We start from the raw sequence: 26,522 nt of genomic DNA on the forward strand, positions 1-26,522 counted from the left end.
TCTTTCCATAGTTATCACCAAATTAATAATATAAATAATTGCGAAATTTTTGCTAGATAACTATTATGAAATTATCACAAGATAAGAACAATGTACAATTAATTCTATTTACATTTTTTTGTTTTAAGTTATAATGAATAGGGTTATTTATATAATCAAATATGGCGGTTGTGGCGAAGAGGTTAACGCTCCGGATTGTGGCTCCGGCATTCGTGGGTTCAAGTCCCATCAGCCGCCCCATTTTTAACTACAAAAGTAGTTTTTTTATTTTTAAAAGAAAAAATATAATATAACATAATAAAAAACTCCCCTATTAAAGTTGTTAAGCAAATAGGGGAGTTTTTTTACTTAACTATAAGATATTGTGAAAAGCAATATATGAATTTATAATTTCCAAAATAATTTATTTCCGATAAAAAAATTTCTAATTAGTTAAGGCCTGTCTATTTACTTAATAAATACAACTGATATAATGAAAATGTTGACGTATTTAAAATAGCATTTTATTTTAAAGTAATTAATATCAAAATAAAATTATATATTATGGCAATTTAAATTTAATAATTTTACATAATTTTTTATTGTATTATTTTTAGTTATTTTTTTTGCTGTAATTTTAAAAATAAATTATGGGAGGTAACATTATGGACTCGTTACAAGTTGGAGATAGTGTCTTAGTACATGCTTATAAACATAATGGTTCAGTTTACCGTAGTTGAGAATCGGCGGTTGTTTTATTACTAGAAGAAGAATATATTGTTTTAGTAAATGAAGATGTCACTGTTACAGAATTGAATGGTAGAAAATGAAAAACAAATGAACCAGCAATTTGGATTTTTAATCGGAAAAATTGAAGTAATATTATTTGTATGCTTAAAGATACCGGGATAAATTACTATTGTAATATTGCATCGCCATTTATTATGGAGCAAAAAACAATTAAATATATTGATTATGATTTAGACATTAAAGTTTTTGCTGATGGTAGTTATAAAATTTTAGATCTAAAAGAGTTTAATCGAAATCGTATTGCTTGAAAATATAGTCGTGATATTGTTAATGCAATTTGAACAGAAATTGATAATTTAAAATATTTAATTAAAAATAAACTTTTTATTTTTGAACATAGTCATGCAGAAGCGTTATGACAACAATATTTAGCATTAAAATCTAAATTACTTAAATAAGGTTTTATTGTTTATTTTCTAAATAATAGATATAATAAAAGATATAATAAAAGTGTTTTAGAGAGGAGATTTCTAATGGGGCAATATAATTTTTAAAAAAATTTTTTATGAGGTAGTGCTTTTCTGGTCCTCAAACAGAAGAGACATTTTTGGAAGATGGAAAATCTGCATCAAATTGAGATCATTGATTTAGTTTAGAAAAATATCGTTTTTTTAACCAACAACCTTGTTTAAATGATTTTTACCATCGTTATCAAGAAGATATTAAAATTGTAAGGGAGTTAAATTTTAATTCATTATGAACATCAATTCAATGAAGTAGATTAATTCCTGATGGAAAAACAATTAATCCAAAAGGAGTTGAATTTTATAATAATGTAATTAATGAAATGGAATCCTGTAAATGCAAGCAGTAATTTTTGCCTCTTGTTAATTTGATGATAACATCATTTTTAACAAATGCAACTCTTTTGGCATCGTACACGATGCCTTTTATTTTTTCTCAAATTGTAATATTTTTCATCCATCGGATGCTAAATCTAAAATATCGTTAATTTTGTAATGTTCCATATAAGATGCAATAACGCCTCATTTATCTTTAAATAAATTTAAGTACATTTTGGTTCATTCTAAACATTGCAAATCATAATGTTTTTTATGATGTGAAATACGAAAATCAATAGGTTGACAATTAACTCAATCAAATGATGTTGTTATTTCATCTCAAGTTTTATTAATATATTTACTTTTATATTCTGTCATTTTTTAATTCTCCTTAATCCAGAAGGGATTAAATTTTATGATGATGTTTTTAAAACATTAGTTGAAAATGGTATTAAACCAATTCTAATTTTATATCACTGAGATACGCCAATGTGAGCAGAAATTCAGGGTGGATTTGAGAACCGTAATGTAATTGAATGATTCCGAAAATATGTCCGCGTTGTATTTCAATACTTAGAGAAATATAGTAATTTATGATTTGTTAATGATGAGAATTCTACTTTTACATTAGATGCTTATATAAAACAGCATTTGCTAAAGCAATTCATCATTTAAACCTTAGTACAGCAATTGCGAAAGAAGAATTTGATTTAGCTAAGTCAAAAGTTTATCTTGCTAACGATGCATTGTTAGGAATTGACCATGATTGAGCGCCACCGTATCAATTCCGAGAAGGTGACCAAGCAGCATTTGAAAATATAACGGATGATTTAAAAATTTCTTTTTAGACCCAAACTTAAAAGGAACTTATCCAGATGTTTTTTTTCAATGGTTAAAAGATGAAAAAATTAATTTTATGATTAGTGATGAAGATTTAAACTTATTAAAAAAACATCAATTGGATTTAATTGGTTGAAATTATTATCGCCCATGTTATATTACTGGGGATAATTATGTTGATAATTTAAAAGAATTGCACCAAAAAAGTCATGCTTTTTTGTACCGGGTTTTAAACAAGTATTTCCAAAAGGCATTGAATATACAAAATGAAATTGAATTATTGATCCAAAGATGTTAGCGACTGGAGCGGAAATATTATGAAAAGAATATCAAAAACCCTTAATGATTATTGAAAATGGAATGGGTGATTTTGATGATAAAGCAGCACCATTAATTTTAGATCAAGATCGAATTCGCTATTTAAGTTTACATTTAGCAGAAGTATTTAAAGCATTTGACCGTGGAGTTAATTTAATTGGTTATTCATTATGAACTTATTGTGATATTTTTTCGCCAAGCGGAGGATAGCGAAAAGATTATGGCTTGGTTTCTGTTAATTTTAATAGTAAAATTAAAACGCGAACACCAAAATTATCTTATGTTTGATATAAACGAGTAATTACAACAAATGGTAAAAATCTTGCATATGATGATATTGATGTTTTAACGAATTTATTAAAAACCGAATTAACAACATGAGACTTTTGACAACAATAAGGAGGCTGACATGAAAATTGTATTAATTGGAGCAGGACGAATTACAAAATGATTTTTAGATGATTTACAAAATACAAAATATAAAGATCAAATTACTTTATTTGGAATTTACAATTTAACTTATGTAAAAGCTTTACAATATAAAGATACTTACCAAATTCACAAAGTCTATCAATCATTAGATGAGTTAATTAAAGATGCTGCAAATTTTGATTTAGCATATATTGGGATTAAATAATGCTTATGCAACCCATAAGGTAATTTCTACTTCTGTTTTAAATATTCATCATAAAAATCAGGGCATTTCAACAATTATTGCTAGTGATAGTTTATCCAGTGATTTATCAGCACAAATTTTAGGAACAAAAGGTTATATTAGAGGGTGGGGTAATTTGCAAAAGTACAATGCTGATTATCAAAAAGATTCTTGTCATATAGCATATACTTATCAAGTTTATGATTTATAAGGTAATTTAATTAAAACTGTTGATGAACCATTTACAACGGCTGGTGAAGGACTACGGTTTGAGATTGAGCATGTCTATGATTTATGAAAAAATAAAAAAAATGAGTCAAATGTTGTTACGAAAGCAATTTCATTAGAAATTATTAAAATTTTAGAATTAACAAATAATACTAATGATCATCAAATTATTGAATTATAGAGAGGAACAAAATTAATGAATGTTTTAGCAATTGACTTAGGTGGAACTAGTTCTAAGTGTGCTGTTTTTTCAGAAAAAAAAGTTATTCGTTGTGAATTTAAAGTTACAACAAATAAAGCAGCAATTTTACAAACCATAAAAGAAGAAATTGATCAACAATTAGAAAAACATCAAATTGATTGATCAACAATTAGTCAAATTGGTTTTGCAATTCCGGGTTTCTTAGATGAAAAAAATGGAATTGTTGCTTTAGCTGGCAATTTAAATTGACGTAATTTTAATATTAAAGGAGAAGCTGAGAAAATTTTTCAAAAACCAGTTAATATTATTAATGATGCTAATGCAGCTGCATTAGCAGAATATTGAGATCGTATCTATGATAAAAAAGAATCATTAGTTTTATATACATTAGGAACTGGAATTGGTGGCGGAATTGTTTTAAATGGTCAATTGTGAACAGGTGCAAATGGCTTTGCTGGTGAACTTGGTCATGGTGGTTGTTTTCAAACTTTATTTGCCTGTACTTGTGGATTAGAAAACTGCATTGAACCAGTTTCTTCAGCGACAGGTTTAACAAAATTAATTAACCAAACTGCTGATGAAAATCCGGGTAGTTTATTACACCAATTAAAAGAAAAACATGATTTAAAATTAGTTGATATTAAACCATTATTTGATAAAAATGATGAATTAACAATTGCAACAATTACTAGAGGATTAATTCCATTAGCATATCATATTGTAACAATGTTATATATTCTAAATCCAGAAGTAATTATTTTAGCTGGTGGTGTTACTAATTTAGGGGTAAAATTGAAAAATATATTACAAGAGTTAGTAAAAGCACGAATTGGTGATTTTATGTTAAAAACTTTTACAATTGAGATTTCAAATTTACAAGATAAGGCAGGAATGTATGGGACAGGATATTATGCTCTTTCTAAAATGGATGAAACAAAATAAGAAATGGAGAACATAAAAATGAAAGAAATAAATTTTGAAGAAATATCATTTGGAATTATTACTTATGCTGGTATGGCAAAATCAAATGCATTAATTGCAATTAAGTCTGCAAAAGAAGGAAAAACTATTGATGCTAATAATTTAATTGCAGAAGCAGAACAAAATATTATTGAAGCAGAAAAGCAACATATGACGATTATTCAAGAAGAGGTACAAGGGACTAAACATCAAATTCCCGTGTTATTTATGCATGCCGAAGATCAAATGATGACAGCACAAATGGTTATTGAATTAGCAAAAGAATTTATTGAATTATATGATAAATTACTTGCAAAAAAAGTTTTGGATTAATTGTTATGCGCCTTGGTGTTAGCTTATATCCACATTTGTTTACAGAAAACTATGATTTAGAGACATATTTAACAAAATGTGCAAAAGCTAAAATTAAGGTTATTTTTACTACCTTGATTAATGTTAAAAAAGTGATCAAAAGTTATTTAATCGCTTTTTACAATTAACAAAAACAGCAAATAAACTAGGAATTGATGTTTATGGTGATGTGAATGGTGCTGTTTATGAGGAATTTGAATTAGATAAAAATAATCGTGAACAAGTTATGGATTTTTTTATGACTGAATTAGGATTAAAAGGAATTCGTTTTGATTAAGGAATTAGTGGTGAAGATGTTGCAAAATTAACACATAATAAAGAAGATATTAAAATAATTTTAAATGCATCAAGTCCAACCCAAGAATTAGCATTTTTATTATCATTAAATGCAAATAAAAATAATTTGGTTGGATGTTGAAATTTTTATCCGCAACGTTATACAGCTAGTTCGTTAATGTATTTTATTGAAAAAAAATCTATTTATAAAAAGTTAGGAATTCCATTACAAGTTTTTGTTGCTTTACAACGAAATGATGCACAAGGACTCTGACAATATAATGATAAATTACCAAGCATTGAAATGCATCGTGATTTAACATTGACCGCGTAAAATATTCGGTTGGTATAAAATTTCCAAAAAATAAGAAAAAGATAGATATAAAATTCTATCTTTTTTAATTAGGTTAAAATTGTTGTTAACCTTGCTTAGTTTTAAAAAATAACAGCAAAACCAAGCAAGCGAGGATAAACAATATAGGGGTGGCCGTACCGCTACGACATAATGGAGGCAATTCTTTTAGGCAATATAAAAGAGTTATTGTGGTTTGGGGATAAATCTTTAACCTGCAATCGTTAAAGGCTAAGTGTTCCACAATAAAAAAATTTAGAAATCTTACTATTTATAAGGAGGATTTGAAAGTGTCTTTAAAAGAACTCTGTTTAAAAGAGTTAAAAATTAAATTAGCAAATAAGACAGTATTAATTAATAAATGTCAGTGTTATATCAATGAGTACTTTACAAAATTAACCAAAAACAAAAAAGGTGGCTGATATTGTAAAAAGTATGCTCGGCATTGTTTAGCAAGATTAGAATTTATTAACAAACAAAAAATAATTTATAATCTTTGATTTTTGACTTTACAATGCAAAAATAATCACCAAATTATTAAAAAATTAATTTTTAAGAAAAATAAATGATGAATTATTAATATCAAAAATTAGAAAGGAGAAATTATATGGTTGAAAATAATATCAAAAATACAATTAGCGAGTTAATTAACGAGATTAAAACAACAACAGAAAACAATTTAAGCAATTTAGAACAAATTATGGAAGTTTTAATTGATAAAGTTAATAATATTGAAAATATTTTAAATCAAATACGATCAAAAATTAAACCAACTATTTATTAAAATTAGTTGGTTTAATTTTTGATAAATAAAAAAGAAAGGAGATAAAAATAATGAGGAAAAGTTGTCCTAAATGTAGATCAAAAATAGAAGGTGATAATAAACATTTATGATGCACAAATGTTTATTTTATTTTTGCAAAAAACCCATATATTTTTAAAAAGAAAAAATATATAAATATGTTTGTTTGTGACTCTTATTTTATTTTGTTTTTTATTTAAGTTTTTAGATGATCGCTTAGTTATTTAAAATGTTGTGAAATATTAGAAAATTTGGAGAAAATTTAATATGTTTGATAAAAAGCAATATAAAGAATGAAACATATTATCAAAATATTTAAGTTGATATGAAATATTTAGATATTTTAAAAGAGTTTATGATTATAAAAATGAAGAACAATTAAATCAAACACTTAATAATTATTTAAACAATTTACCAATTAAGGATATTGAAGAATATGAAAGAGAGATTTTAAATAATGACAATAACAGAATCAATTAAATTTAACAAACTTAAAGAAGAAAATGAAAAAATTAAAAAAGAACTTGCTGAAAAAGATAAAGAAATTAATAGTTTTAAACAACAAATATATATGGCACATAATTTTATTTAAATTAAATATTAATGATGATAGTTATTGCCAAAATTGTTCAAAAGATAGTTTTGATTTGAAAGAATTTACTGAAATTATATGTTTTAAAGATAACTTAAAATATGACAAATTACCATAAATTATGCCTCAGTTTTAATTGCGATAATGGTTGTATTATCACAAGTAATGCGAATCCAAATTATTCCAAGAACATCAATTCCATTATTTTTATAAGTGGAGTTATTTTAAATTGATATTGGTGTTTGTTAATTGGATTTATGGGACATTTTCTATCAGATTTAACATTATGAGGTTTTACTGTGGGATGATTATGTTGAAATATCGGGACAGGTTTATTAGCAGTTTTAATTAAAATAATTAATTGAATAAAAATAAATCATAGTATTAAAATTATTCTTATTTTATTATCAAACATAATTATTTATCTTCCGATTGATTTTGTTCTTTTTTGATTAAATCTTGGAGTTTTAAGTATAGAACAAATAATTATCGGAATATTAATTACGAACACAATATGTTTGCCAATTTTCTATTTTATAACATTAAAAATTAAAAAAAGATTAAAAATAATTTTATAGAGAAAGGAACTATCAAAATGAAAGAAACAGAAAAATATATAAGTTATCAAGTTATGACAAATAATTTAATTTTAACAAAATCTTATTATGATATTAAAGGTAATAAATGAATTGAGTTAAGGATAAAAAATTTATTGTATCCTTATGCAAGTATTAATATAAATAGCAAATATTTTAAATTACAATATAACAAAGATTATTGTTTTATTACAATTTTTAAAAATAAAAACTTTTATATTAAAAATAAAGATGGAAAAATTGAGGGTGAGATTAGTTTAAAAAAATCCACCCTTTTTTATTAGAAATGAATAAGCAAGTTTTAATTAAAAAAGCAGAACAAAAACAAATATACCAAGAAAATTTAAAATATTTTAATAGTAATAAATTTCCAAAAAAAGATGATTAATTAGACAAAATAAAAATGAAATTTTTCAAATATTTTGGCAAAGCCAAAATGTATGATGAGCAAGCATTTTGGCTTTATAAATTTAATAAATTTTAAAAGGTAAAAATTTCCAAAAAAGGGAGGATAAAAAGATGAAAAAAGAAAATAAACTTAGGTCATCACCACCAATTGCAACTTTTAAAAAATATAGTAGTAAAAGTGTTAATAAACTAATAAGACATAATTTTAGAATTGGAATACCTGAAAATATTAATCCTGAGTTTACAAAATATAATTTTTATTGAAATAAATTTTATGAAACAATGAATGAAAAATAATCTTAAAACAGATATAGGATATTTGTATTCAGCAGTTCACATGGATGAAACAACACCCCATATTCATTTTGGTTTTATTCCAATTAGTAAAGTTTTTTCAAAAAAACTTAATAAAGAAAGATACATAATTAGTAATAATCTTATTTTTGGCGGTAAAAAACAACTACAAAAATTCAATAATTATCATGCTAATTATTTAACAAAAGCAGGTTATGAAATAGAACCTGGCGAAATTGGTTGTAAAGGTAGTTATAATGCAATGAATTTTCGACAAGTTAAACAATTTGAACGAAATAAATTAGAAAATGAAATTAATAATCTATTTGATGAATACAAGTCTAGCAAAGGCAATATTAAAGAATTTAGCAAAATTAAAATTATTAGTGATGATTATGATGGTTTAATAATATTTAAAATATGAAAATAATTTTACAGATTATGAAATAAACCAGTTAACTAAATATTTACATTTAGCAGAAAAAATGAAATACTACAAAATTATAACTACTGTTGCTAACCCAAAAATAGCAGATTTTAAAAATATGAGTTTAATTGAAGAAGAATTTAATGAAATGGTTTTTAAAATCAATCCAATTATGCAAAAAGGCTATGATTTGGTGAGCAGTCTAGAAAGAGAGTTATAAAAATATGTAAAATAAAATCAAAAAGAAAAAAATAAGTTTATTAATTGGTTTATGTTTTGTTCCAATTATTTTTATTTTTTGTTTAACATTATTTGGAATAGGTTATTCAATTTTTATTAATTGAAAAGAAATTACAATATTTATCAATGAAATTAAGCAATTTCAAATATTATCATGATGAAATTATATAATTAAAAGTAAATACGGATTATTAATAACAGTTGGATTAAGTTTAGCGTTTTATTGCTGATTTTTTTTATTTTGTTTTATTTAGTAAATTGAAGAATAAAGAAACTGCAATTAAAACAACCAATAAAATAGATTTTGGTGATAGTAAATGATTAAGTATAAAAGAAATTGATGATATTAGTGAAAAAGTAAATATCAAAGATAATTATAAAAATACAGGCTTTGTTTTTAATTGTAATAAAAACAAAAAAAGATTTATTGTTTAACTTAAAAAAATAATATTCATAGTGTTATTGTTGGTTCAACAGCAAGCGGAAAAACACAAGGCATAGTATTACCAACAATTTATTTAAATGGAAAATCAACTACTAAACCAACTATGATTATAACCGACCCCAAGGGTGAAATGTATAATTTAACCAGTGGTTATTTAGCAGAAAATGGTTATAAAATAAAAGTTATTGATTTTTGTAATTTAGAAAAAGGAAATACTTGAAATCCATTAAAACTAATTTATGATGACTTTATTAAAATGATAATGACAAATAAGGAAAAAGAAAAAATAAAGTGAAAAATAAAGTATCAAGATAAAATTAGATCACTTAGTCGTATGTTGATTAACAAAAATCCCGAAGATGAATTTTGGAATGAATCAACAAGTATGATTATTCAAGGAATTATTTTAGCAATATTAGAAGATTATGAAGATAAAATAAACAAAAATAATTTGATAACAGAAATCGAGGAAACTTTAAACTAAGAATCATTTTCCAATAAATTTAATATGGCATCAGTGGCAGCAATCACTAGTTTTAAAAAAGATTTAGTTGAATGACTAATAATCGAAAAAATACCAGCATTGCCAAAATAACCGCAAGTCAGGCTTTGGTTGATAGTAAAGAAAATCGAACACTAGATGCTATTTTAATGACTGTTGCAAAAAGTTTAGAAATATTTAACAATGATTTTATTCGTAATTTAACATCCCAAAATGATATTAATTACAATGATTTTATCGAATATCCAACAGTTTTATACATCATATTTAGTGACGAAAATGATAATTACTATAAATTAATAGCAATATTAATTAGTCAAATTTATCAATTTTTAACAAATAAAGTAAGTGAAATAATCGAACAAAAACTAGAAAAACCAGTATATTTTATTTTAGATGAATTTGCTAATTTAATAAAAATAAACAACATTGAAAAATGAGTTAGTATTTCGCGTAGCAGAAACATATTTTTTCAATTTATTTTACAAGATATCAACCAATTAAAATTAAATTATGGTGATACAATAGCAAAAATTATTTTAAATAACTGTGGGATGCATATTTTCTTACATACCAATGATTTAGAAACAATAAAATATTATAGTGAATTATTTGGAACAAAAACAATCGAACAAATTAGTATTAATGAAAATAAAATCAATATTAGTGTTTCGAAAAATTTAAAAAGTCACCCCTTAATGTTAACTAGTGAGTTAGCAAATTTAAAACAAGGACAAGGAATTGTTAAAATAGCACGCTATAACCCAATGAAACTAACTTTAAAACTATGAAAAGATTTAAAGTTAGTAGAAAAAACAAACATATTTCAATTAAAAGAAATTAACTATATAAATTTTAATAAAGAATATTTTTATGATATTAAAAATAACAAAAAAGAAATAAAAGAAAATGAAATTAATGAATTTGTCAATTTAACAACAACAGAAATTAAGACAAATATTAATAATTTAAAAATACAATTAAGAGAGTATGAAAATACAAATTACAAATCTATTCAAAATAAAACAATAATAAATTTACTTTTAAAAAAAATCAAAAACCTTGAAATAGAATTAATCAAAAGACAAGAAACCAATAATTATTCTGAAAAGGAATAATTATTTTTTATAAATAGTAAGATTTCACAAAATGGTCAAGCTGGAACACTTAAAAATAAACGAAGTGGGAGGATATCTGTAAGGTTAATCAACTAATTAAATTAGTAATACATGGGGCAGAAGCGTAGTCGTAAGTGATTAACTAAACCACACTTAAGGGAAACTATACCTAAATGAGAAAAAGTTAATAAAGTTATCTAACAAATAACTAGTGAAATTAAAAGAAAAAAAGAAAAAGAAGGTTAATTAATTTCTCTCTTTCTATCGATAAAAATAATGTAATAAAACTGATGACAAATTATTTTAAGCAGTATAAAATTTTACTATCATGCAATGATGATTTAAAAAGAATATAAGTATATGTTAAATATTTTCAATACTATTAATTTTAGAGAAAAAGTAAAAATTGATGTTAATGAAACAGGAAAAAGATTAATAAATATTAGAAGAATGAGAAAAAATTGGAATGGCCAAAATGGCTATATTATGTAGGGTAAAAGACCTTTTACAGAAAAAACAGAGTATGGTCACATTACCTTTTTTAGAACATTATTTTGTTTTTTTAAATAAAAATACTAATAAATATCAATTTGTTTTTTTTATTTTATAAGAAAGTCGGAAGAAAAAAACTAAGTAGAATTAGTATTTTTATTAAAATAGAAATTTTAAAATTAATGGATAGTACTAAAAGACAAAGAGATATTATGGATATGTACCCAAAATTAAATATATCAAAGATGACAATCACAAACATTAATAAGGAAATTGATTTTGCTAAATTATTTAAAGAACAATTAAAAACAAAAACTGAAAAAATAATTGTTCAAACACCATATTTGTATGCTGGGGTTGACGATTCTTTTAGTAATTTAACAAAATATAGAAAAATAGAAAAAAATATGCTTAGAACAGCATATTTTCATACTGGGTATGATGAAATAAAAAGCACTAAAAATAAAAATGTTCTAAAAGATAAAAAAATTTTTATTATTATGAAATCAGTAAAAAATAAATACTATCTTATTAAAAAATATAAAAAAGAATTTTTACATTTTTTAAATCAAAATTTTAATATTGAAAATTGTAAATTAACGCTAGCAGGTGATGGAACAAAATGAATCCAAAAATTTGCCAATGAAATTGGTGCAATTTTTATTTGATGAAAGAATTAAAAACAATATTTTCTTATCGAATAAGAAAAATTAACTAAAAATTTAACCGATAATGAAAAAATAAGAAAACAAATTTATTGAGATATGAATAAATTATTTAAAAATGGCGATCCTGATGAAGTAATAAAATATTTAAAAAAATTAATTACAAGAAAAAATATTAAAGAATATCCATTTTTAAAAGATAAAAAAGATAAAATCAATGGTTTCATTAAATATATCAAAAATAATTCTGAGGGTATTAAAGTTTATAAAGAGAATTGATATATGGGGTCTTATACCGAACCACAAATTTCGCATAATGTAAAATGATTAAAAAAATATGGTGCTAAATCATATAGTGAAAAAGTTTTTAAAAATATGATTGCATTGAAAATGACAAAAGAAAATGGTGTTAATTTAATTGAGTTTTATCTTAATAAATTAAACAAAAAAAATGAAAAAGAATATAATTATTATTTTAAAAATGAAGATAAGTATAATCAGCAATTTTTAATAAATAAAAATGTTGCTCACCAAGCACAATGTTTTGTCTAAAATTTAAAGTAAAAATCAATAATTTAAAATAAATTTATTAAATAATTTGTGAATTATTATTTTTTGTATTGTAAATTATTACTTTTATGTTATGATTAAATTAATTAAAAAAGATAAATTTATCTTTTTCTTAGGAATTTTATTTTAATAGATAAATATTTATTAGAATAAGGTATCACCAACCGAATAATTTACTCCCTCTTTAACGTTAGATTTTCAAGTTCGTCATTTTGTGGCCTTATGTGTAGAAGACATTATTGTATCAACGCAGTTTTTAAATGATGATGAGTTTACAACTTTGCAAAACATTAATTTACATTTAATTACATTAAACTTAAAAACAGATAGTGGAGTATCCCCTACTGAAAAGGGGATACTCCTTGATCAAACAATTCATTTTGTTCGCCCAGATTTAGCAGAGTATATGATTCGTAGTACGCTTGTTCGGATTAAATATCAAGATTGTGATTTGCATGCTCGGCCTTTTAATGGTAAATATTTTGAAAAAGGTGATTTTGTGATTTTAAATAATAAGGCACAAAATTATAAAGTTGAAGTTCAAATTATCACAAAGCGGATTATAAACGACGGTATTCGTAATCTCGTTGGTCAATTAGATGAAAATGAGCAAAAAATTGTTGATTGTTTATTACCAAATCGAGAATTTAGATTTAATTTAAGTTAAAAAAGCTGTAGTTAAAACCTATGGCTTTTTTATTTTAAAATAACTTTTATAATCAAGTGTTATGAAATAATGCATTAAGAAGAACAAAAATTGACTATCAAACAGAAAAAAATTAATTTAACAGCATTAGGAATTAATAATTTAAATGACTTAAAACATTCTCGGTAGTTAGTTTGTCTGACCTTGAAATGACAGTTTCTTTAATAATATCTTGTGTTTTTGAATGGATATTAACCCTGGGTTTTTATATTTAAAATTATTTTATAGTTTTGATATTATAAAAAAATGCTCATCTTCTTATATTAATCTAAGATTAAAATTAGGTTCAATATTAGGAGCGGTAAAAAAATCATTAAAGATTAAAAAAGAAAATAAGTTTGAAATATTTATTGAATTATTTTTAAAAATCTAAGTAATTCCAAATTAAATCTTAGTATTATCTTTATAATTATGTTAAAATCTAATAAATTAAGGAGGAAACGTAATTAATGTCATTTACTGTAATAAAACACCCGTTAATTTTGGATAAATTAACAAGAATGCGCAAAAAGGAAAGTAATTCAAAGGTCTTTAAAGAAAATTTAGATGAAATTGCGCAATTAATGACGTATGAAATATTTCGAAATATTGAATTAAATGAATTTGAAATTGAAACACCAGTAGCAAAAACAAAGGGATATAAAATTGCAAATGATATTGTTTTATTTCCAATTTTAAGAGCAGGATTGGGGATGGTTAATGGAATTATTAATTTAGTCCCAAATGCTAAAATTGGACATATTGGATTATACCGAGATGAAAAAACCTTAGAACCACATGAATATTTTGCCAAAAAACCAGAAAATATTAATAAAGCAAATGTTTTAGTTTTAGATCCAATGTTAGCAACAGGGGGCAGTGCTAATCTTGCAATTCAAAAAGTTAAAGAATGAGGAGCAACTAATATTAAATTAGTATGTTTGGTAGCTGCACCTGAAGGAAAAAAATGCGTTGAAGAACATCATCCAGATGTTGATATTTATGTTGCTGCATTAGACGAACGCTTGGATGAACATGGCTATATTATTCCTGGCCTAGGTGATGCAGGAGACCGTATTTTTGGAACTAAATAAAAAAAATAAATTAAATTGAAAAAACCATTTTAAAGGTGTAGAATATAAACTGTCAATAATAAGTTTAATAATTTTTTTGGGAATACTAATAGTATTGACGATGATATATTTGACATTAAAACGAGATTGAACTTTATACACAGGATTATTCTTGGGGTATTTGTTTTCTCTTATAGGTTTCTTAATCATTTGTTTTTCTGGATGATTGTTAAGTATAAGTCTAAATAAGTACTTTTTTATCTTATTGTACCTAGTTCGCTTAGTTATTTATGCTATACCTATAGTTATTTATGCTGAGAATACTAGTTTTTTTAGTATCTACACAATAATTGTCGGAATTAGTTTATACCCATTTTCATCGTTATTTGCAAATGTTAAATTTCCCATTCATCAACGCAGAAAGGAAGGAAAAAATGGCAATGAATAGTAGCTTTGGTCAATTTCTTACAATGGATTTAATCCCTGATCCAAATAAAAGTGGAATGGATGCATGAAGTTATACAATTTTATTACCGCAATTAATAACGATAGTTATTACTACCTTTATTATTATGCTTTTATCAATTGGTTATTATAAACGCTTAAAAAAACTTGGCCCAACCGATGTTCCAACTGGTTTAGTACTTTTTGCTGAAATTACAATTAAGTGAGTTGAAAAACAAGTTGTTGATTTGATGGGACCAAAATATAAATTTTTAACAGTTTATGTTATGTACTTATTATTGTATATTGGGATTGGAAATTTAATGAGTGTTGTTGGGTTTGAATCACTTGCAACGGCTTATACTGTCCCATTATCAATGGGATTGGTTACTTTTCTTGGAATATATTATTTTGGGATTAAATATCAAAAACTAGTATATTTTAAAAAGTTTTTTATCAATCCGTTAGAATTATTAACCCAATTTGTTCCTTTGATTTCAATTTCATTCCGTTTATTTGGAAATATTTTGGGAGGAACAGTTATTATTACCTTGTTCACAGCTTTAATGAACTTTATTTGAGGACATATTCCTTATATTGGGCCTGTTGATTTATTGGCTGGTGTATTTTTACCTTTTTTAAGTATTTATTTTGATGTTTTTGATGGTTTAATTCAAGCATATATTTTTTCAATTTTAACAATTGCTTATTGGGCAAGGGAAATGAAAACAGAAACGAAAGAAAAAAAAGAAAAGATAATTAAGGTGAAAAAAGAACAAAAAGTTAAAAATGTTAATTTAAATGGCTAAAAAAGGATTAAAATAAAATTATATATTTGTTAAGGAAGAGGAGAATTATAATATGATAAATTTTATGACAATAGATTTGCTATCAAATATGATGACAATATGATTCATGGCTGGAATTACTGATGGATTTACAAAGGGAATGTCATTATTGGGAGCAGGATTAGCTGCCATTGGTTGTTGCGGTTCAGGAATTGGACAAGGGTATACTGGTGGAAAAGCTGTTGAAGCAATTGCTCGAAATCCAGAAGTTGAAAGTAAAGTTCGAACACAATATATTATTGCTGCTGCCATTACTGAATCAGGGTCAATTTATGCATTAGTTATTGCAATTATTTTAGCATTTGTTACTGGTTAATAAAAAGTAAAAATTGGAAAGAAAGAAGGCTTAGATGTCTATGACAATGTGATTAATGTCAAAACCAATTGAACCAGCAGAAATTATTAATCAATTATTTCCTAATTTATGGGTTTTTATTGCCCATGTTATTGCGACAGTTATTTTATTAATTTTGTTATCAAAATGAGTTTATAATCCATTTCGAAAAGCAATGCGTGCTCGTCGCAATAAAATTCGAGAATTAATTCAAGATGCTGCTGAAAAGCAAGCAAAAGCAAAAATTGATCAAAAAGAAGCATCAAAATTGTTAACAACGGCAAAAGTAGAAGCAAATAGTATTATTGTTGCAGCTCGAACTGAAGCAGAGGCAAAACGTCATCAAGTTTTGGAAACAGCAAAAGCTGAAGTTATGCAGTTAAACGAACAAGCCCATAAAGAAATTCAAAAAGAAAAAGAGCAATATTATGATGATATTCGAAAATCAATTATTAATGTTGCTTTTAATGCAGCTGAGAAATTATTAGGTAAAGAAATTAATAAAGAAAAAAATGAGAAATTAGTAGAAGAGTTTATTAAAGAATTAGAGTAGTAAGATTATGTTAATTAGTGAAAAATTTATTGATAATTATGCTGCTGCTTTAATGGACTTGGCGCTTGAAACAAAAAAAAATGATCATTTCTTAGAAGTTAGCAATATAATTGTGGAATTATTTAAACAGGAACCAGATTATATTAAATTAATGATGAATGCTGACATTCCAAAAGAAGAACGAAAGAATATTTTAGCAAAACCATTTCAAAAAGTTATTGATCCATTAATTTTAAATGCCCTTTTTTTATTAATTGATCGCGAAGCTTTTTGCTATGTTAGAAGAATTTTTAAACGGTTAAGAAAACTAATTAATATTAGTTATGATGTTCAATATGGAAATATTTATTCAACACAGCCATTAACAAAAAAACAAATTACAACAATTGAAACAAAATTAAGTAAAAAATTTGGCTATCATATTGAGTTAGTTAACAAAATTGATTCATCTTTATTAGGCGGAGTTCGAATTAAAATTAAGCACGAAATTATTGATGGTTCAATTGCAGGACAATTAGAAACAATGCGACAAAAAGCAATACATAATAAATAGAAGATGGGGTGAAAAAGTGGCTTTAAATGTAAATGAGATTTCCGAAATAATTAAAAAGCAAATTAAAGAATATGGTAAAAAAATTGAAATTCATGAAGAAGGAACTGTTGTTACGGTTGGAGATGGAATTGCTTTAATTGATGGTCTTGACAATGCAATGATGAGTGAATTGCTAATTTTTCCGAATGAAATTTATGGTATGGTATTAAACTTAGAAGAAGGAGCTGTTGGAGCCGTTTTAATGGGGGATGATACAACTGTTCGTGAAGGTGATCAAGTTCGCCGATCAGGAAAAATTGTTGAAACTCCAGTTGGTGATGCGTTGTTAGGGCGTGTTGTTAATGCATTAGGGCAACCAATTGATGGGAAAGGACCATTAAAAGCAAAAAAAACACGCCCTGTTGAGCGAATTGCGCCGGGAGTTATGACTAGAAAATCAGTTGATGAACCAATGGAAACAGGAATTATGACAATTGATGCAATGATTCCAATTGGAAAAGGACAACGAGAATTAATTATCGGTGATCGTCAGACAGGAAAAACAGCAATCGGAATTGATACCATCTTAAATCAAAAAGGGAAAAATGTAAAATGTATTTATGTTGCAATTGGGCAAAAAGCATCGACTGTTGCACAAATTGTGGAAAAATTACGTGCTGCTGGTGCATTAGAATATACGACAGTTGTTTCAGCCACAGCAAGTGAATTAGCACCATTGCAATACTTAGCACCATATACAGGTGTTACTATTGGTGAAGAATGAATGGAATCTGGTGAAAATGTCATTATTATTTATGATGATCTTTCAAAACATGCTGTTGCTTATCGAACAATGGCACTATTATTACATCGCCCACCTGGCCGTGAAGCATATCCTGGTGATGTTTTCTATTTACATAGTCGTTTATTAGAACGCGCAGCACGAGTAACAAAAGGATATGGAGGCGGAAGTATTACTGCTTTGCCAATTATTGAAACACAAGCGGGTGATATTTCAGCATATATTCCAACTAATGTTATTTCAATTACTGATGGGCAAATTTTCTTAAATAATGATCAGTTTAATGCTGGGATTCGCCCAGCGGTTGATGCGGGATTATCAGTGTCACGGGTAGGTTCAACAGCACAAATTAAAGCAATGAAACAAGTTGCTGGTTCTTTAAAATTAGAATTAGCACAATATCGTGAACTACAAGCCTTTGCTCAATTTGGCTCTGATTTGGATGATGCGACAAAAGAAGTATTAGAACATGGGAAACGAGTGATTGAAATTTTAAAACAAAAACAATATTCACCCCTTTCACAAATTGACCAAGCAATAATTTTACTAGCAGTTAAGAAAAAAAGAATTCGTTGAATTCCAGTTGGTAAAATTCAAGAATTTAAAGAAGAAATAATTGAACATTTTAATACAAAGGCCCAAAAATATTATACTGAATTAGCAAAAGTGAAAGCCTATAGCGAAACATTAATGACTAATATTGATAATGAAATTATTAGTGTTGTTAAAAAAATTACCAATAAAATTGCTGATTATAAACCAGAAATGTTTGGGCAAATTGAAGAGTGAAACCAATTAGGACAATAAGGTAAAAAGAACCAAATGGCAGTCGGAACAGGTTTAAAAAAACAAATTACTTCAATTACTTCAACATCTAAAATAACACAAGCAATGAAATTGGTAGCAACAGCAAAATTAAAAAAAGTTGGTAAACGAATTTCTAATTCAAAACCGTATTTTGCTGAAGTTTGTACTGTTTTTAATGACATTATTAGTAAAGCAGATGATTCAATTTATCAAAAAAAAGATGGTACAAAAGTTAGTGAACGTACTTGTTGAATCATTGTTAATTCAAATTTAGGTTTATGCGGTGGTTATAATATTAATATTAATAAGTTAGTGTTACAACAATTAAGAAAAAATGATTGTATTATTGCGATTGGTTCTAAAGCAGAAACATTTTATGCCCATAAAGGCTATGAAATTATGCAGACAAGAAAAGATATTGATATTAATTTTTCTTATGATGATGCTCGTGAGTTTGCACAAGAAATTTTATCTGGTTTTAATGGGAATACTTATGATGAAATTAAAATTGCTTATACAAAATTTATTAATAATGTAACTTTTGAACCAACAATTTTACAATTATTGCCAATCATTAAGGCAGCGCAGCATGAAGAACCAAAGCACATTAATGTCATTACTGAATTTGAACCAGATCCAACAACAATTTTAGAAAATGCGGTACCAATGTATTTAAATACAATTTTATTTTCATCAATTGTTGAATCACAGGTTTCAGAACAAGCATCACGGCGAGTAGCAATGGAAAATGCAACAGATAATGCAAATGCGATGTTAGAAAAATTATCGTTATTATATAACCGTAAGCGACAAGCAGCAATTACACAGGAAATTACGGAAATTGTTGCCGGAGCTGGCGCACAAGAAAATTAAGAGGTGGTTAAAAAATGGAGAAAAATGGAAAAGTAGTACAAGTGTTAGGACCTGTTGTTGATGTACGGTTTACCGAAGAGTATTTGCCTGAATTATATAATGCTATTACGGTTAATAATAATGGAACAAAGTTAGTTTTAGAAGTTGTTCAACATATTGGTGATGACACCGTACGGGCAATTGCCCTAGGGCCAACAGAGGGAATGGTTCGGGGGATGGATGTTATTGATACGAAAGCTCCAATTACAGTCCCTGTTGGTGAAGAGGTTTTAGGACGAATGTTTAATGTTCTTGGAGAAGCAATTGATGAAAAACCACAACCAAAAACAAAGTTAATGCGTCCAATTCACCGCGAAGCACCATCATATGAAGAACAACAAACAACAGCGGCTATTTTAGAAACAGGAATTAAAGTTGTTGATTTATTAGTTCCCTTTGCAAAAGGAGGGAAAATTGGTTTGTTTGGTGGTGCTGGAGTTGGAAAAACAGTACTAGTGCAAGAACTAATTAATAATGTGGCAAAAGCACACGGAGGAATTTCTGTTTTTGCTGGTGTCGGTGAACGAACACGAGAAGGTAATGATTTATATTATGAAATGATTGAAGCTGGCGTTATTGATAAAACAGCCTTAGTTTTTGGCCAAATGAATGAAACACCAGGAGCTCGTATGCGAGTTGCCTTAACTGGATTAACAATTGCTGAATATTTCCGTGATGATAAGAACCAAGATGTTTTATTGTTTATTGATAACATTTTCCGTTTTACCCAAGCTGGTTCTGAAGTATCAGCCTTATTAGGACGAATGCCATCAGCAGTTGGTTATCAACCAACTTTAGCAACTGAAATGGGAGCTTTGCAAGAACGAATTACATCAACTAAAAAAGGAAGTATTACTTCTATACAAGCAGTATATGTACCATCGGATGATTTAACCGACCCAGCGCCAGCAACAACATTTGCTCATTTAGATGCTAAGGTTGTTTTAGACCGGGAAATTGCAGCATTAGGAATTTATCCGGCGGTAGATCCACTAGGAAGTTCATCACGGTTATTAGACCCCTTAGTGGTTGGTGAAGAACATTATGAAGTAGCGCGAGGAGTACAAGAAATTTTACAAAAATTTAAAGAATTGCAATCAATTATTGCAATTTTAGGAATGGATGAATTATCAGATGAAGATAAATTAGCTGTTGCAAGAGCACGAAAAATTCGTAACTTTTTATCACAATCATTTTTTGTAGCTGAAAAGTTTTCTGGAAAAACAGGAAAATATGTCCCTGTGGTAGAAACAATTCGTGCTTTTAAAGAAATCTTAACAGGAAAGTATGATGATTTACCAGAACAAGCATTCTTATATGTTGGAACAATTGATGAGGTTGTTAAAGTGGCTGAAGCTTTAAAACATAATTAAAATGGCAAATCAAATTAGTTTAAAAATTATTACACCACAAGGTGTGATTGTTAATCGCTTAGTTGATATTATAACAGTGAAAACAATTACGGGATATATAGGCATCTTATATGGACATATTCCTCTTGTTTCAACAATTGTTCCATCTGAAATGACATATAAAGTTAATAATAAAGAATATAAATTAAGTATTGCTGGTGGAATTTTACAAGTTGAGCAAGAATTTGTTAAAATTCTTGCTGACGAGGTTGAACCGATTAGTTAGATACGAAAATAGAAATCTCTTTTTGAGATTTTTTTGTTTTAATTTTCTTAATTATAAATACAAAATAAAACATGATAAAATAATAATATGTGAGACTACTTATATGATAAAGTAAGTAATATTAAAAGAAAGTAGGCAATGCAATGATAGTAAAAATGATTGTGTGTGATATTGATGGAACATTAGTAACTGATAAAGAAAAAAAGATTCCGACTGCAAACATTGAGGTTTTAAAAAAGGCCCAAGCAATGGGTATTTTAGTAACTATTGCTTCAGGACGGGTTCCTAGTAGTTTATCTGATTATGCAACAACATTAGGAATCCTTGAACATTGCCCATATGTTATTGGCTCTAATGGCGGGGCAGTTTTAAATTTAAAAACAAAAGAATATGTATATGATGAAATAATTTCATATCAAGATACATTATGGGCAATTAATATTGTACGAGAATTTGGTCATGACTTTTATTTAGCACCACTTAATGAACAAGAGGCTTATGTTTCACAAGCAAGTATTATTAAAGATGATCTTTTTTTATTTCGTAATACTGACATTAAAGCAATTGTTTTAGATTGAAACGAAATTCCTCAAATGCGTAAGGTTGTAATTTCTTGCCATGATGAGCAAAAACAAAATTGATTACGACAACAAATTGCGGTTAGCAAAACATTAAGAACAGAAGTTACTGGATATGGGTTTATTGAGATCATTCCTAAAAATGTTAATAAATGACAGGGAATTTTAAAATTAATTGAAGTGCTTAAGCATAAAGAAAATTGCCATCTTGATTCAGATGAAATTATGTGTTTTGGTGATCAAATGAATGACTATGAAATGATTAAAAATTCAAAATATGGAATTGCATTAGCTAATGCTACGCCGCAATTAAAAGAAGTTGCTTTTGCAGTTACGGAAAAAGATAATAATGCTGCAGGAATTGCTGATTATCTTTATAAAACAATATTAAAATAGAAGATGAGGTTGCAATGTTAAAAATTAATGGTAATCAAATTAAATTAATTGTTACTGATGTTGATGGTACATTGATTACTGATAATCAAGAGTTACCAGCCCTTGTTCAAAATAAATTACTTGCATTGCAAGAAAAAGGAATTGCTGTTTCAATTGCATCAGGACGAATGCCCCTTGGTTTTGATAATTACACAAGAGAATTAAAAATTAAGGATTATTGCCAGTATGTTGTTGGTGCTAATGGTGCTTTAGTGTATGATGCTAAAAATAATGAGCCAGTTTATAGTAATTTAATACCAATTTCGGATTTAGTTGTTGTAATTGAAATTTTATTAAAATATCAATGTGATTTTACAATTTCGTATCAAGATGATAATAATTTATATTGTGCTGGTGAAAAATTATTAGAAATTAAATCAAAACCATGCGCATTTTTAGATGGAATGAAACAAGCAAAACCATTTTGTCGTGATGACATTAGAATAGCCAATAAAATTGTTGCAAAGCATTCATCTAATATGATGTTTCAAGAAATGTATACTGTATTAAAACAAGTTTCAAATATTAATGTTGAGCCATTATCTGACTATGGGTGCGATATTGTCCATGTTAATTCAAATAAAGGACAAGCAATTTTACATTTAATTGATATTTTAAATCAAAGACAAGGCCGAGAAATTAAATTAGAAAATGTTTTATATTTTGGTGATAATTATAATGATCGTTCTGTGTTTGAAATTTTACCTTATGCAATTGCAATGGAACATAGTCCAACTACAATTTTAGATTTAGCATACGATATAGCTAGCAGTAATAATGCAGCAGGAATTTATCATTATTTAAATAGCATTGAAAAAAATAATTAAAATTAATTTAAAATGCAATAATTTTGGTAATTTTATAGTATTATTAATAAGAAAATAATTTAATTTAGAGAGGGATGTTTTAATGAACTTATCAAGTATGATGTTTTTAGCAATTGAACCACAAGTAGCCAATACAATTATTTATGTTTTTGAAATAATTGCTTTAATTGTATCAATTATTATGATTATTGTTGGTTTATTACAAAACAAAAAAGCACAAACGGGATTAAGTGCTTTAAATGGTGGTAATGATGAATTATTTGCTAATAGTAAAGAACGTGGGTTAGATCGAACATTGTCAATTTTTATGTTAGCATTTGGTTCAACATTATTAATTATTACATTATTGATAAATTTATTAACGAAAGTTCTATTGTAATAATTAAGTTTTTAAAAATATCATTAATTGAAAAGAGATTTAAAAATGTCTCTTTTTTCATTTAGGGGGAAAGGTATATGCACGAGCAAATTGTAGCCATTTTAAAAAAACAAACGAAACCAATTGATACGATTGAATTAGCACAGTTATTAAATATTAATAAAATTGATGATAATAAAATGTTGTTAAAGGCTTTAGTTGAATTAGAAAATGATAATATTATTGGAGTAACACAACAACATCGTTTTTACTATTTTGATCCAAAAATTTATTTACGAGGACTTATTAGTATTAATAAAAAAGGTTTTGGTTTTATAAAAATTAATGAAAACCAAGAAGAATATTATGTTAAACAAGATGATTTAAATAATGCCTTAGACCAAGATCAAGTTTTGTTTATTTTAAAAAAACAAAAAAATGATAATAATTCTAAAAAAGCAGAAGCACAAGTAATTAAAGTTTTGAAACGAAATAATGAATATGTCGTTGGGGTTATTAAAAAGAATCGTCATCAACAGAAATATTTAGAAATTTTAAATAATAAATTAACCCAATATCGTGCTGAAATCATTAATTTGGATGAGGCAATTGAAAATACAATTGTCAAGGGAATTATTACAAGTATTAATAGTAAAAACAATTTAATGCAAGTTAAAATCATTGAGATTATTGGTAATACTAATCAAGTCGGTGTTGATGTTTTAGCTATTTTACATGAATTTAATATTCGTACTAAATTTAATGAAGAGGCATTAACTGAGGCGAACCAAATTAACCAAAATATTGATGTTGCAACGATGTTAGCAAATAAATCACGCCGTGATTTACAAACAGAAATGTTTGTTACAATTGATGGTAATGATTCAAAAGATTTTGATGATGCTATTTTAGTTAAAAAAAATCAAAATGGTAATTATTTATTATTAGTTGCAATTGCTGATGTTGCACATTATGCTCCACATAATAGTTATCTTGATAAAGAAGCTTTTGAACGAGGGTGTTCAGTTTATTTAATTGATCGGGTTGTCCCAATGTTACCAGAAAAATTAAGTAATGGGATTTGTTCCTTAAATCCTTTTGAGCCACGATTAACATTAATTTGTGAAATGGAAATTGATCAACAGGGACATGTTGTTAATTCTAGTATTTATGAAGCCGTGATTATTTCAAAAGCGCGATTAACTTATGATGAGGTTAATAAGTTATTTTGCCAGGAAAAAAAATCATATTTCAGCCGAAATTGCTCAGATGTTGTTTTTAGCGCAACAGTTATATCAAATTTTAGTTTGAAAAAAAGAACATGATGGGGTTGTTGATTTTGATTTAGATGAACCAAAGTTTATTGTTGATAAAAATGGTAAGATTAAAGACATTATTGTACGAGAACGTGCTGACGCGGAAAAATTAATTGAGAGTTTTATGATTCGTGCTAATGAAACAGTAGCAGAAACGATTTATTGAATGGATTTACCATTTGTTTATCGAGTTCATGATAAGCCAAAGCCAAAAAAATTGTTTGACTTGTATACCCAATTATCTTATTTAGGTTTAAATATTAAAGGTAAGTTAGAAAATATTCATTCTAAAGATTTACAGCAAATTTTAAATAAGTTAAAGGATAAGGAAAATTTTAAAGTTATTTCAGCGTTAGTGTTACGAAGTATGGAAAAAGCTAAGTATAGTGATATTAATGATGGCCATTTTGGTTTGGCATCTTGATGTTATACGCACTTTACTTCGCCAATTCGGCGCTATCCCGATTTAGTTGTTCATCGTTTATTAAAAGAGTATTTATTTCAAGGAAAAGTTAAAATTACTGATTTAGAACAAACGCGAGCTTTTGTTAGTCATGCTAGTCAACAGTCATCCCTTGCAGAATTACGTGCAATGGAATGTGAACGAGAAGTTGATAAAATGAAAGAAGCCGAATATATGGAAGATAAAATTGGATATGAATATAATGGTATTATTGCAGGGGTTACTTCGTTTGGAATTTTTGTTGAATTACCAAATACAATTGAAGGATTAGTTCATATTACTGATTTAAAAAATGACTATTACGTTTTTGATGAAAAAAGTTTAAAATTAATTGGAGAACGAAAACGGAAAGAATATTTTTTAGGAAAAAAAGTACGAATTAGAGTAAAGAAAGCAAGTAAAAAACTACGACAAATTGATTTTGAACTAGTTGATTAAGGAGTTGATATTAATGTTGACAATTACAGTTAATAAAAAAGCACGGTATAATTATGAAATTATTGAAACCTATGAAGCTGGCATTGTTTTGACAGGCAGTGAGATTAAGTCAATTCGGAATAATGATGTATCAATTAATGAGGCGTTTGTTATTATTCGAAAAAATGAGGCGTTTGCTATTAATATGATAATTGCTCAATATAAATTTTCAACAGCATACGTGCCAGATGCTGACCGTACTAGAAAATTGCTTTTACATAAAAAAGAAATTAAGAAAATTTTGCAACGAATTAAATTAGAACGTTTAACGTTAGTACCATTAAAGTTATATCTTAAAAATAATTATGCTAAATTAGAAATTGCTTTAGTTCGTGGGAAGAAGAATTATGATAAACGTGAAACAATTAAACAACGGGATAATGAGCGTTTACGCCGGAAGTATTAATTCTTAAACTATGATATAAATTTTAAATTAATAAGGTTCAACATCATAATCGCCTTTATTTTAAGGCTTTTTATGATATAATTAACTTAATTAATTGATAATAAGGGGT

41 protein-coding genes, 1 tRNA gene and 1 pseudogene are annotated in these 26,522 nt (G+C 26.6%); 42 read left to right on the top strand and 1 reads right to left on the bottom strand.

Translation table 4 applies throughout. The features are described from left to right. Nucleotides 1-164 precede the first annotated feature (164 nt). The 3 genes from SCITRI_RS00550 (at nucleotide 165) to SCITRI_RS00560 (ending at nucleotide 1,603) form a co-directional block, all read left to right on the top strand. Nucleotides 165-240 (top strand) — tRNA-His (locus SCITRI_RS00550). Nucleotides 241-644: 404 nt separating this feature from the next. After that, nucleotides 645-1,187 (top strand): DUF402 domain-containing protein, encoded by a 543-nt coding sequence (locus SCITRI_RS00555; protein WP_071890565.1) that lies wholly within the window; start codon nucleotides 645-647, stop codon nucleotides 1,185-1,187. A 149-nt stretch (nucleotides 1,188-1,336) separates the two neighbouring features. Next, entirely contained in the window at nucleotides 1,337-1,603 is a 267-nt protein-coding gene (locus SCITRI_RS00560; RefSeq protein ID WP_237237989.1) for a family 1 glycosylhydrolase, read from the top strand. Nucleotides 1,604-1,679: 76 nt separating this feature from the next. Here SCITRI_RS00560 and SCITRI_RS10465 read toward each other — a convergent pair whose 3' ends face one another. Beyond that, on the bottom strand, nucleotides 1,680-1,949 hold the full coding sequence (locus tag SCITRI_RS10465; protein ID WP_071890567.1) for a hypothetical protein: 270 nt from the start codon (nucleotides 1,947-1,949) through the stop codon (nucleotides 1,680-1,682). A gap of 388 nt (nucleotides 1,950-2,337) precedes the next feature. Between SCITRI_RS10465 and SCITRI_RS10930 the strand changes: the two genes are divergently transcribed. The 39 genes and pseudogenes from SCITRI_RS10930 to smpB all read left to right on the top strand — a co-directional run bounded on the left by SCITRI_RS10930 (nucleotide 2,338) and on the right by smpB (nucleotide 26,413). Next, nucleotides 2,338-2,709: a family 1 glycosylhydrolase gene (locus SCITRI_RS10930; RefSeq protein WP_071890572.1), complete on the top strand. Its 372-nt coding sequence runs from the start codon at nucleotides 2,338-2,340 to the stop codon at nucleotides 2,707-2,709. Beyond that, complete coding sequence (locus SCITRI_RS10935; RefSeq protein ID WP_071890575.1) at nucleotides 2,703-2,939, top strand: family 1 glycosylhydrolase; 237 nt, start codon at nucleotides 2,703-2,705, stop codon at nucleotides 2,937-2,939. Before SCITRI_RS10930 ends, SCITRI_RS10935 begins: the two co-directional genes overlap by 7 nt. Before the next feature lie 15 nt (nucleotides 2,940-2,954). Beyond that, nucleotides 2,955-3,128 carry a hypothetical protein gene (locus SCITRI_RS10940; protein ID WP_237237990.1) on the top strand — a complete coding sequence of 58 codons (174 nt, stop codon included), beginning with the start codon at nucleotides 2,955-2,957 and terminating at the stop codon, nucleotides 3,126-3,128. Between the two features lie 10 nt (nucleotides 3,129-3,138). Next, nucleotides 3,139-3,366 (top strand): Gfo/Idh/MocA family oxidoreductase, encoded by a 228-nt coding sequence (locus SCITRI_RS10945; RefSeq protein ID WP_071890578.1) that lies wholly within the window; start codon nucleotides 3,139-3,141, stop codon nucleotides 3,364-3,366. Continuing rightward, nucleotides 3,353-3,595, top strand: coding sequence for a hypothetical protein (locus tag SCITRI_RS10950; RefSeq protein WP_071890581.1), 243 nt, complete (start codon nucleotides 3,353-3,355; stop codon nucleotides 3,593-3,595). Before SCITRI_RS10945 ends, SCITRI_RS10950 begins: the two co-directional genes overlap by 14 nt. Nucleotides 3,596-3,808: 213 nt before the next feature. After that, complete coding sequence (locus tag SCITRI_RS00590) at nucleotides 3,809-4,756, top strand: ROK family protein (protein WP_071891571.1); 948 nt, start codon at nucleotides 3,809-3,811, stop codon at nucleotides 4,754-4,756. An 18-nt stretch (nucleotides 4,757-4,774) separates the two neighbouring features. After that, nucleotides 4,775-5,107, top strand: coding sequence for a PTS lactose/cellobiose transporter subunit IIA (locus tag SCITRI_RS00595; protein WP_071891576.1), 333 nt, complete (start codon nucleotides 4,775-4,777; stop codon nucleotides 5,105-5,107). 190 nt (nucleotides 5,108-5,297) lie between these two features. Beyond that, nucleotides 5,298-5,756: pseudogene (locus SCITRI_RS00600) on the top strand (MupG family TIM beta-alpha barrel fold protein). A 308-nt stretch (nucleotides 5,757-6,064) separates the two neighbouring features. Then, entirely contained in the window at nucleotides 6,065-6,367 is a 303-nt protein-coding gene (locus tag SCITRI_RS00605) for a hypothetical protein (protein WP_071891581.1), read from the top strand. Between the two features lie 14 nt (nucleotides 6,368-6,381). After that, complete coding sequence (locus SCITRI_RS09740) at nucleotides 6,382-6,558, top strand: hypothetical protein (RefSeq protein WP_157092835.1); 177 nt, start codon at nucleotides 6,382-6,384, stop codon at nucleotides 6,556-6,558. A 285-nt stretch (nucleotides 6,559-6,843) separates the two neighbouring features. Next, entirely contained in the window at nucleotides 6,844-7,056 is a 213-nt protein-coding gene (locus tag SCITRI_RS00610; RefSeq protein WP_071891586.1) for a hypothetical protein, read from the top strand. Continuing rightward, nucleotides 7,034-7,168, top strand: coding sequence for a hypothetical protein (locus tag SCITRI_RS12095; RefSeq protein WP_257785682.1), 135 nt, complete (start codon nucleotides 7,034-7,036; stop codon nucleotides 7,166-7,168). Before SCITRI_RS00610 ends, SCITRI_RS12095 begins: the two co-directional genes overlap by 23 nt. Before the next feature lie 595 nt (nucleotides 7,169-7,763). Further along, nucleotides 7,764-8,048: a hypothetical protein gene (locus SCITRI_RS00620; RefSeq protein ID WP_071891591.1), complete on the top strand. Its 285-nt coding sequence runs from the start codon at nucleotides 7,764-7,766 to the stop codon at nucleotides 8,046-8,048. A gap of 235 nt (nucleotides 8,049-8,283) precedes the next feature. Further along, nucleotides 8,284-8,469, top strand: a complete 186-nt coding sequence (locus tag SCITRI_RS00625; RefSeq protein ID WP_071891595.1) for a hypothetical protein — start codon at nucleotides 8,284-8,286, stop codon at nucleotides 8,467-8,469. Next, entirely contained in the window at nucleotides 8,447-8,896 is a 450-nt protein-coding gene (locus SCITRI_RS00630; protein ID WP_084566865.1) for a plasmid recombination protein, read from the top strand. The genes SCITRI_RS00625 and SCITRI_RS00630 overlap by 23 nt, the downstream gene beginning before the upstream one ends. Nucleotides 8,897-8,951: 55 nt before the next feature. After that, nucleotides 8,952-9,113: a hypothetical protein gene (locus tag SCITRI_RS09745; RefSeq protein ID WP_155522070.1), complete on the top strand. Its 162-nt coding sequence runs from the start codon at nucleotides 8,952-8,954 to the stop codon at nucleotides 9,111-9,113. Nucleotides 9,114-9,391: 278 nt separating this feature from the next. Then, nucleotides 9,392-9,568, top strand: coding sequence for a hypothetical protein (locus tag SCITRI_RS09750; protein WP_157092836.1), 177 nt, complete (start codon nucleotides 9,392-9,394; stop codon nucleotides 9,566-9,568). Between the two features lie 26 nt (nucleotides 9,569-9,594). Beyond that, complete coding sequence (locus SCITRI_RS00635; RefSeq protein ID WP_257785693.1) at nucleotides 9,595-10,062, top strand: type IV secretory system conjugative DNA transfer family protein; 468 nt, start codon at nucleotides 9,595-9,597, stop codon at nucleotides 10,060-10,062. A gap of 71 nt (nucleotides 10,063-10,133) precedes the next feature. Beyond that, nucleotides 10,134-11,198 carry a type IV secretory system conjugative DNA transfer family protein gene (locus SCITRI_RS00640; protein WP_071891606.1) on the top strand — a complete coding sequence of 355 codons (1,065 nt, stop codon included), beginning with the start codon at nucleotides 10,134-10,136 and terminating at the stop codon, nucleotides 11,196-11,198. Nucleotides 11,199-11,558: 360 nt separating this feature from the next. Next, entirely contained in the window at nucleotides 11,559-11,690 is a 132-nt protein-coding gene (locus tag SCITRI_RS12100) for a hypothetical protein (protein WP_257785683.1), read from the top strand. Between the two features lie 182 nt (nucleotides 11,691-11,872). After that, a complete protein-coding gene (locus SCITRI_RS00645) occupies nucleotides 11,873-12,370 on the top strand; it encodes a UPF0236 family transposase-like protein (protein ID WP_157092837.1) in 498 nt (165 codons plus the stop codon). An 84-nt stretch (nucleotides 12,371-12,454) separates the two neighbouring features. Continuing rightward, nucleotides 12,455-12,907, top strand: coding sequence for a hypothetical protein (locus tag SCITRI_RS00650; RefSeq protein WP_071891614.1), 453 nt, complete (start codon nucleotides 12,455-12,457; stop codon nucleotides 12,905-12,907). 232 nt (nucleotides 12,908-13,139) lie between these two features. After that, nucleotides 13,140-13,592 carry a DUF871 domain-containing protein gene (locus SCITRI_RS00655; RefSeq protein ID WP_237237991.1) on the top strand — a complete coding sequence of 151 codons (453 nt, stop codon included), beginning with the start codon at nucleotides 13,140-13,142 and terminating at the stop codon, nucleotides 13,590-13,592. 488 nt (nucleotides 13,593-14,080) lie between these two features. Further along, complete coding sequence (upp, locus tag SCITRI_RS00665) at nucleotides 14,081-14,704, top strand: uracil phosphoribosyltransferase (RefSeq protein WP_071891621.1); 624 nt, start codon at nucleotides 14,081-14,083, stop codon at nucleotides 14,702-14,704. Next, nucleotides 14,673-15,131, top strand: a complete 459-nt coding sequence (locus SCITRI_RS12390; RefSeq protein WP_374941391.1) for an MG406 family protein — start codon at nucleotides 14,673-14,675, stop codon at nucleotides 15,129-15,131. The genes upp and SCITRI_RS12390 overlap by 32 nt, the downstream gene beginning before the upstream one ends. After that, on the top strand, nucleotides 15,118-15,936 hold the full coding sequence (locus SCITRI_RS00670) for a F0F1 ATP synthase subunit A (protein WP_171283330.1): 819 nt from the start codon (nucleotides 15,118-15,120) through the stop codon (nucleotides 15,934-15,936). The genes SCITRI_RS12390 and SCITRI_RS00670 overlap by 14 nt, the downstream gene beginning before the upstream one ends. A gap of 52 nt (nucleotides 15,937-15,988) precedes the next feature. Further along, nucleotides 15,989-16,291 (top strand): ATP synthase F0 subunit C, encoded by a 303-nt coding sequence (atpE, locus tag SCITRI_RS00675; protein ID WP_071891625.1) that lies wholly within the window; start codon nucleotides 15,989-15,991, stop codon nucleotides 16,289-16,291. A 40-nt stretch (nucleotides 16,292-16,331) separates the two neighbouring features. Beyond that, a complete protein-coding gene (gene atpF, locus SCITRI_RS00680) occupies nucleotides 16,332-16,862 on the top strand; it encodes a F0F1 ATP synthase subunit B (protein WP_071891628.1) in 531 nt (176 codons plus the stop codon). Nucleotides 16,863-16,869: 7 nt separating this feature from the next. Beyond that, a complete protein-coding gene (locus tag SCITRI_RS00685) occupies nucleotides 16,870-17,415 on the top strand; it encodes a F0F1 ATP synthase subunit delta (protein ID WP_071891633.1) in 546 nt (181 codons plus the stop codon). 16 nt (nucleotides 17,416-17,431) lie between these two features. After that, a complete protein-coding gene (atpA, locus tag SCITRI_RS00690; protein ID WP_071891637.1) occupies nucleotides 17,432-19,003 on the top strand; it encodes a F0F1 ATP synthase subunit alpha in 1,572 nt (523 codons plus the stop codon). A 15-nt stretch (nucleotides 19,004-19,018) separates the two neighbouring features. Continuing rightward, on the top strand, nucleotides 19,019-19,876 hold the full coding sequence (gene atpG / locus SCITRI_RS00695) for an ATP synthase F1 subunit gamma (protein ID WP_071891642.1): 858 nt from the start codon (nucleotides 19,019-19,021) through the stop codon (nucleotides 19,874-19,876). Nucleotides 19,877-19,890: 14 nt separating this feature from the next. Then, nucleotides 19,891-21,288 (top strand): F0F1 ATP synthase subunit beta, encoded by a 1,398-nt coding sequence (atpD, locus tag SCITRI_RS00700; protein WP_071891647.1) that lies wholly within the window; start codon nucleotides 19,891-19,893, stop codon nucleotides 21,286-21,288. A gap of 1 nt (nucleotide 21,289) precedes the next feature. Further along, complete coding sequence (locus SCITRI_RS00705) at nucleotides 21,290-21,553, top strand: FoF1 ATP synthase subunit delta/epsilon (protein WP_071891651.1); 264 nt, start codon at nucleotides 21,290-21,292, stop codon at nucleotides 21,551-21,553. A 143-nt stretch (nucleotides 21,554-21,696) separates the two neighbouring features. Beyond that, entirely contained in the window at nucleotides 21,697-22,527 is an 831-nt protein-coding gene (locus SCITRI_RS00710) for a Cof-type HAD-IIB family hydrolase (RefSeq protein WP_071891655.1), read from the top strand. A 14-nt stretch (nucleotides 22,528-22,541) separates the two neighbouring features. Continuing rightward, on the top strand, nucleotides 22,542-23,393 hold the full coding sequence (locus SCITRI_RS00715; protein ID WP_071891660.1) for an HAD family hydrolase: 852 nt from the start codon (nucleotides 22,542-22,544) through the stop codon (nucleotides 23,391-23,393). A gap of 82 nt (nucleotides 23,394-23,475) precedes the next feature. Continuing rightward, nucleotides 23,476-23,772, top strand: a complete 297-nt coding sequence (gene secG, locus SCITRI_RS00720) for a preprotein translocase subunit SecG (RefSeq protein ID WP_004028344.1) — start codon at nucleotides 23,476-23,478, stop codon at nucleotides 23,770-23,772. Between the two features lie 77 nt (nucleotides 23,773-23,849). Further along, nucleotides 23,850-25,124, top strand: coding sequence for an RNB domain-containing ribonuclease (locus SCITRI_RS00725; RefSeq protein ID WP_250638243.1), 1,275 nt, complete (start codon nucleotides 23,850-23,852; stop codon nucleotides 25,122-25,124). Beyond that, a complete protein-coding gene (locus tag SCITRI_RS12010) occupies nucleotides 25,021-25,968 on the top strand; it encodes an RNB domain-containing ribonuclease (protein ID WP_250638244.1) in 948 nt (315 codons plus the stop codon). The genes SCITRI_RS00725 and SCITRI_RS12010 overlap by 104 nt, the downstream gene beginning before the upstream one ends. Before the next feature lie 13 nt (nucleotides 25,969-25,981). Beyond that, the gene (smpB, locus tag SCITRI_RS00730; RefSeq protein WP_071891665.1) at nucleotides 25,982-26,413 is read left to right on the top strand and encodes an SsrA-binding protein SmpB; all 432 of its coding nucleotides are present in this window, start codon (nucleotides 25,982-25,984) and stop codon (nucleotides 26,411-26,413) included. Nucleotides 26,414-26,522: the final 109 nt, after the last annotated feature.

The organism is Spiroplasma citri (genome assembly GCF_001886855.1).
Classification (GTDB): domain Bacteria; phylum Bacillota_I; class Bacilli_A; order Mycoplasmatales; family Mycoplasmataceae; genus Spiroplasma; species Spiroplasma citri.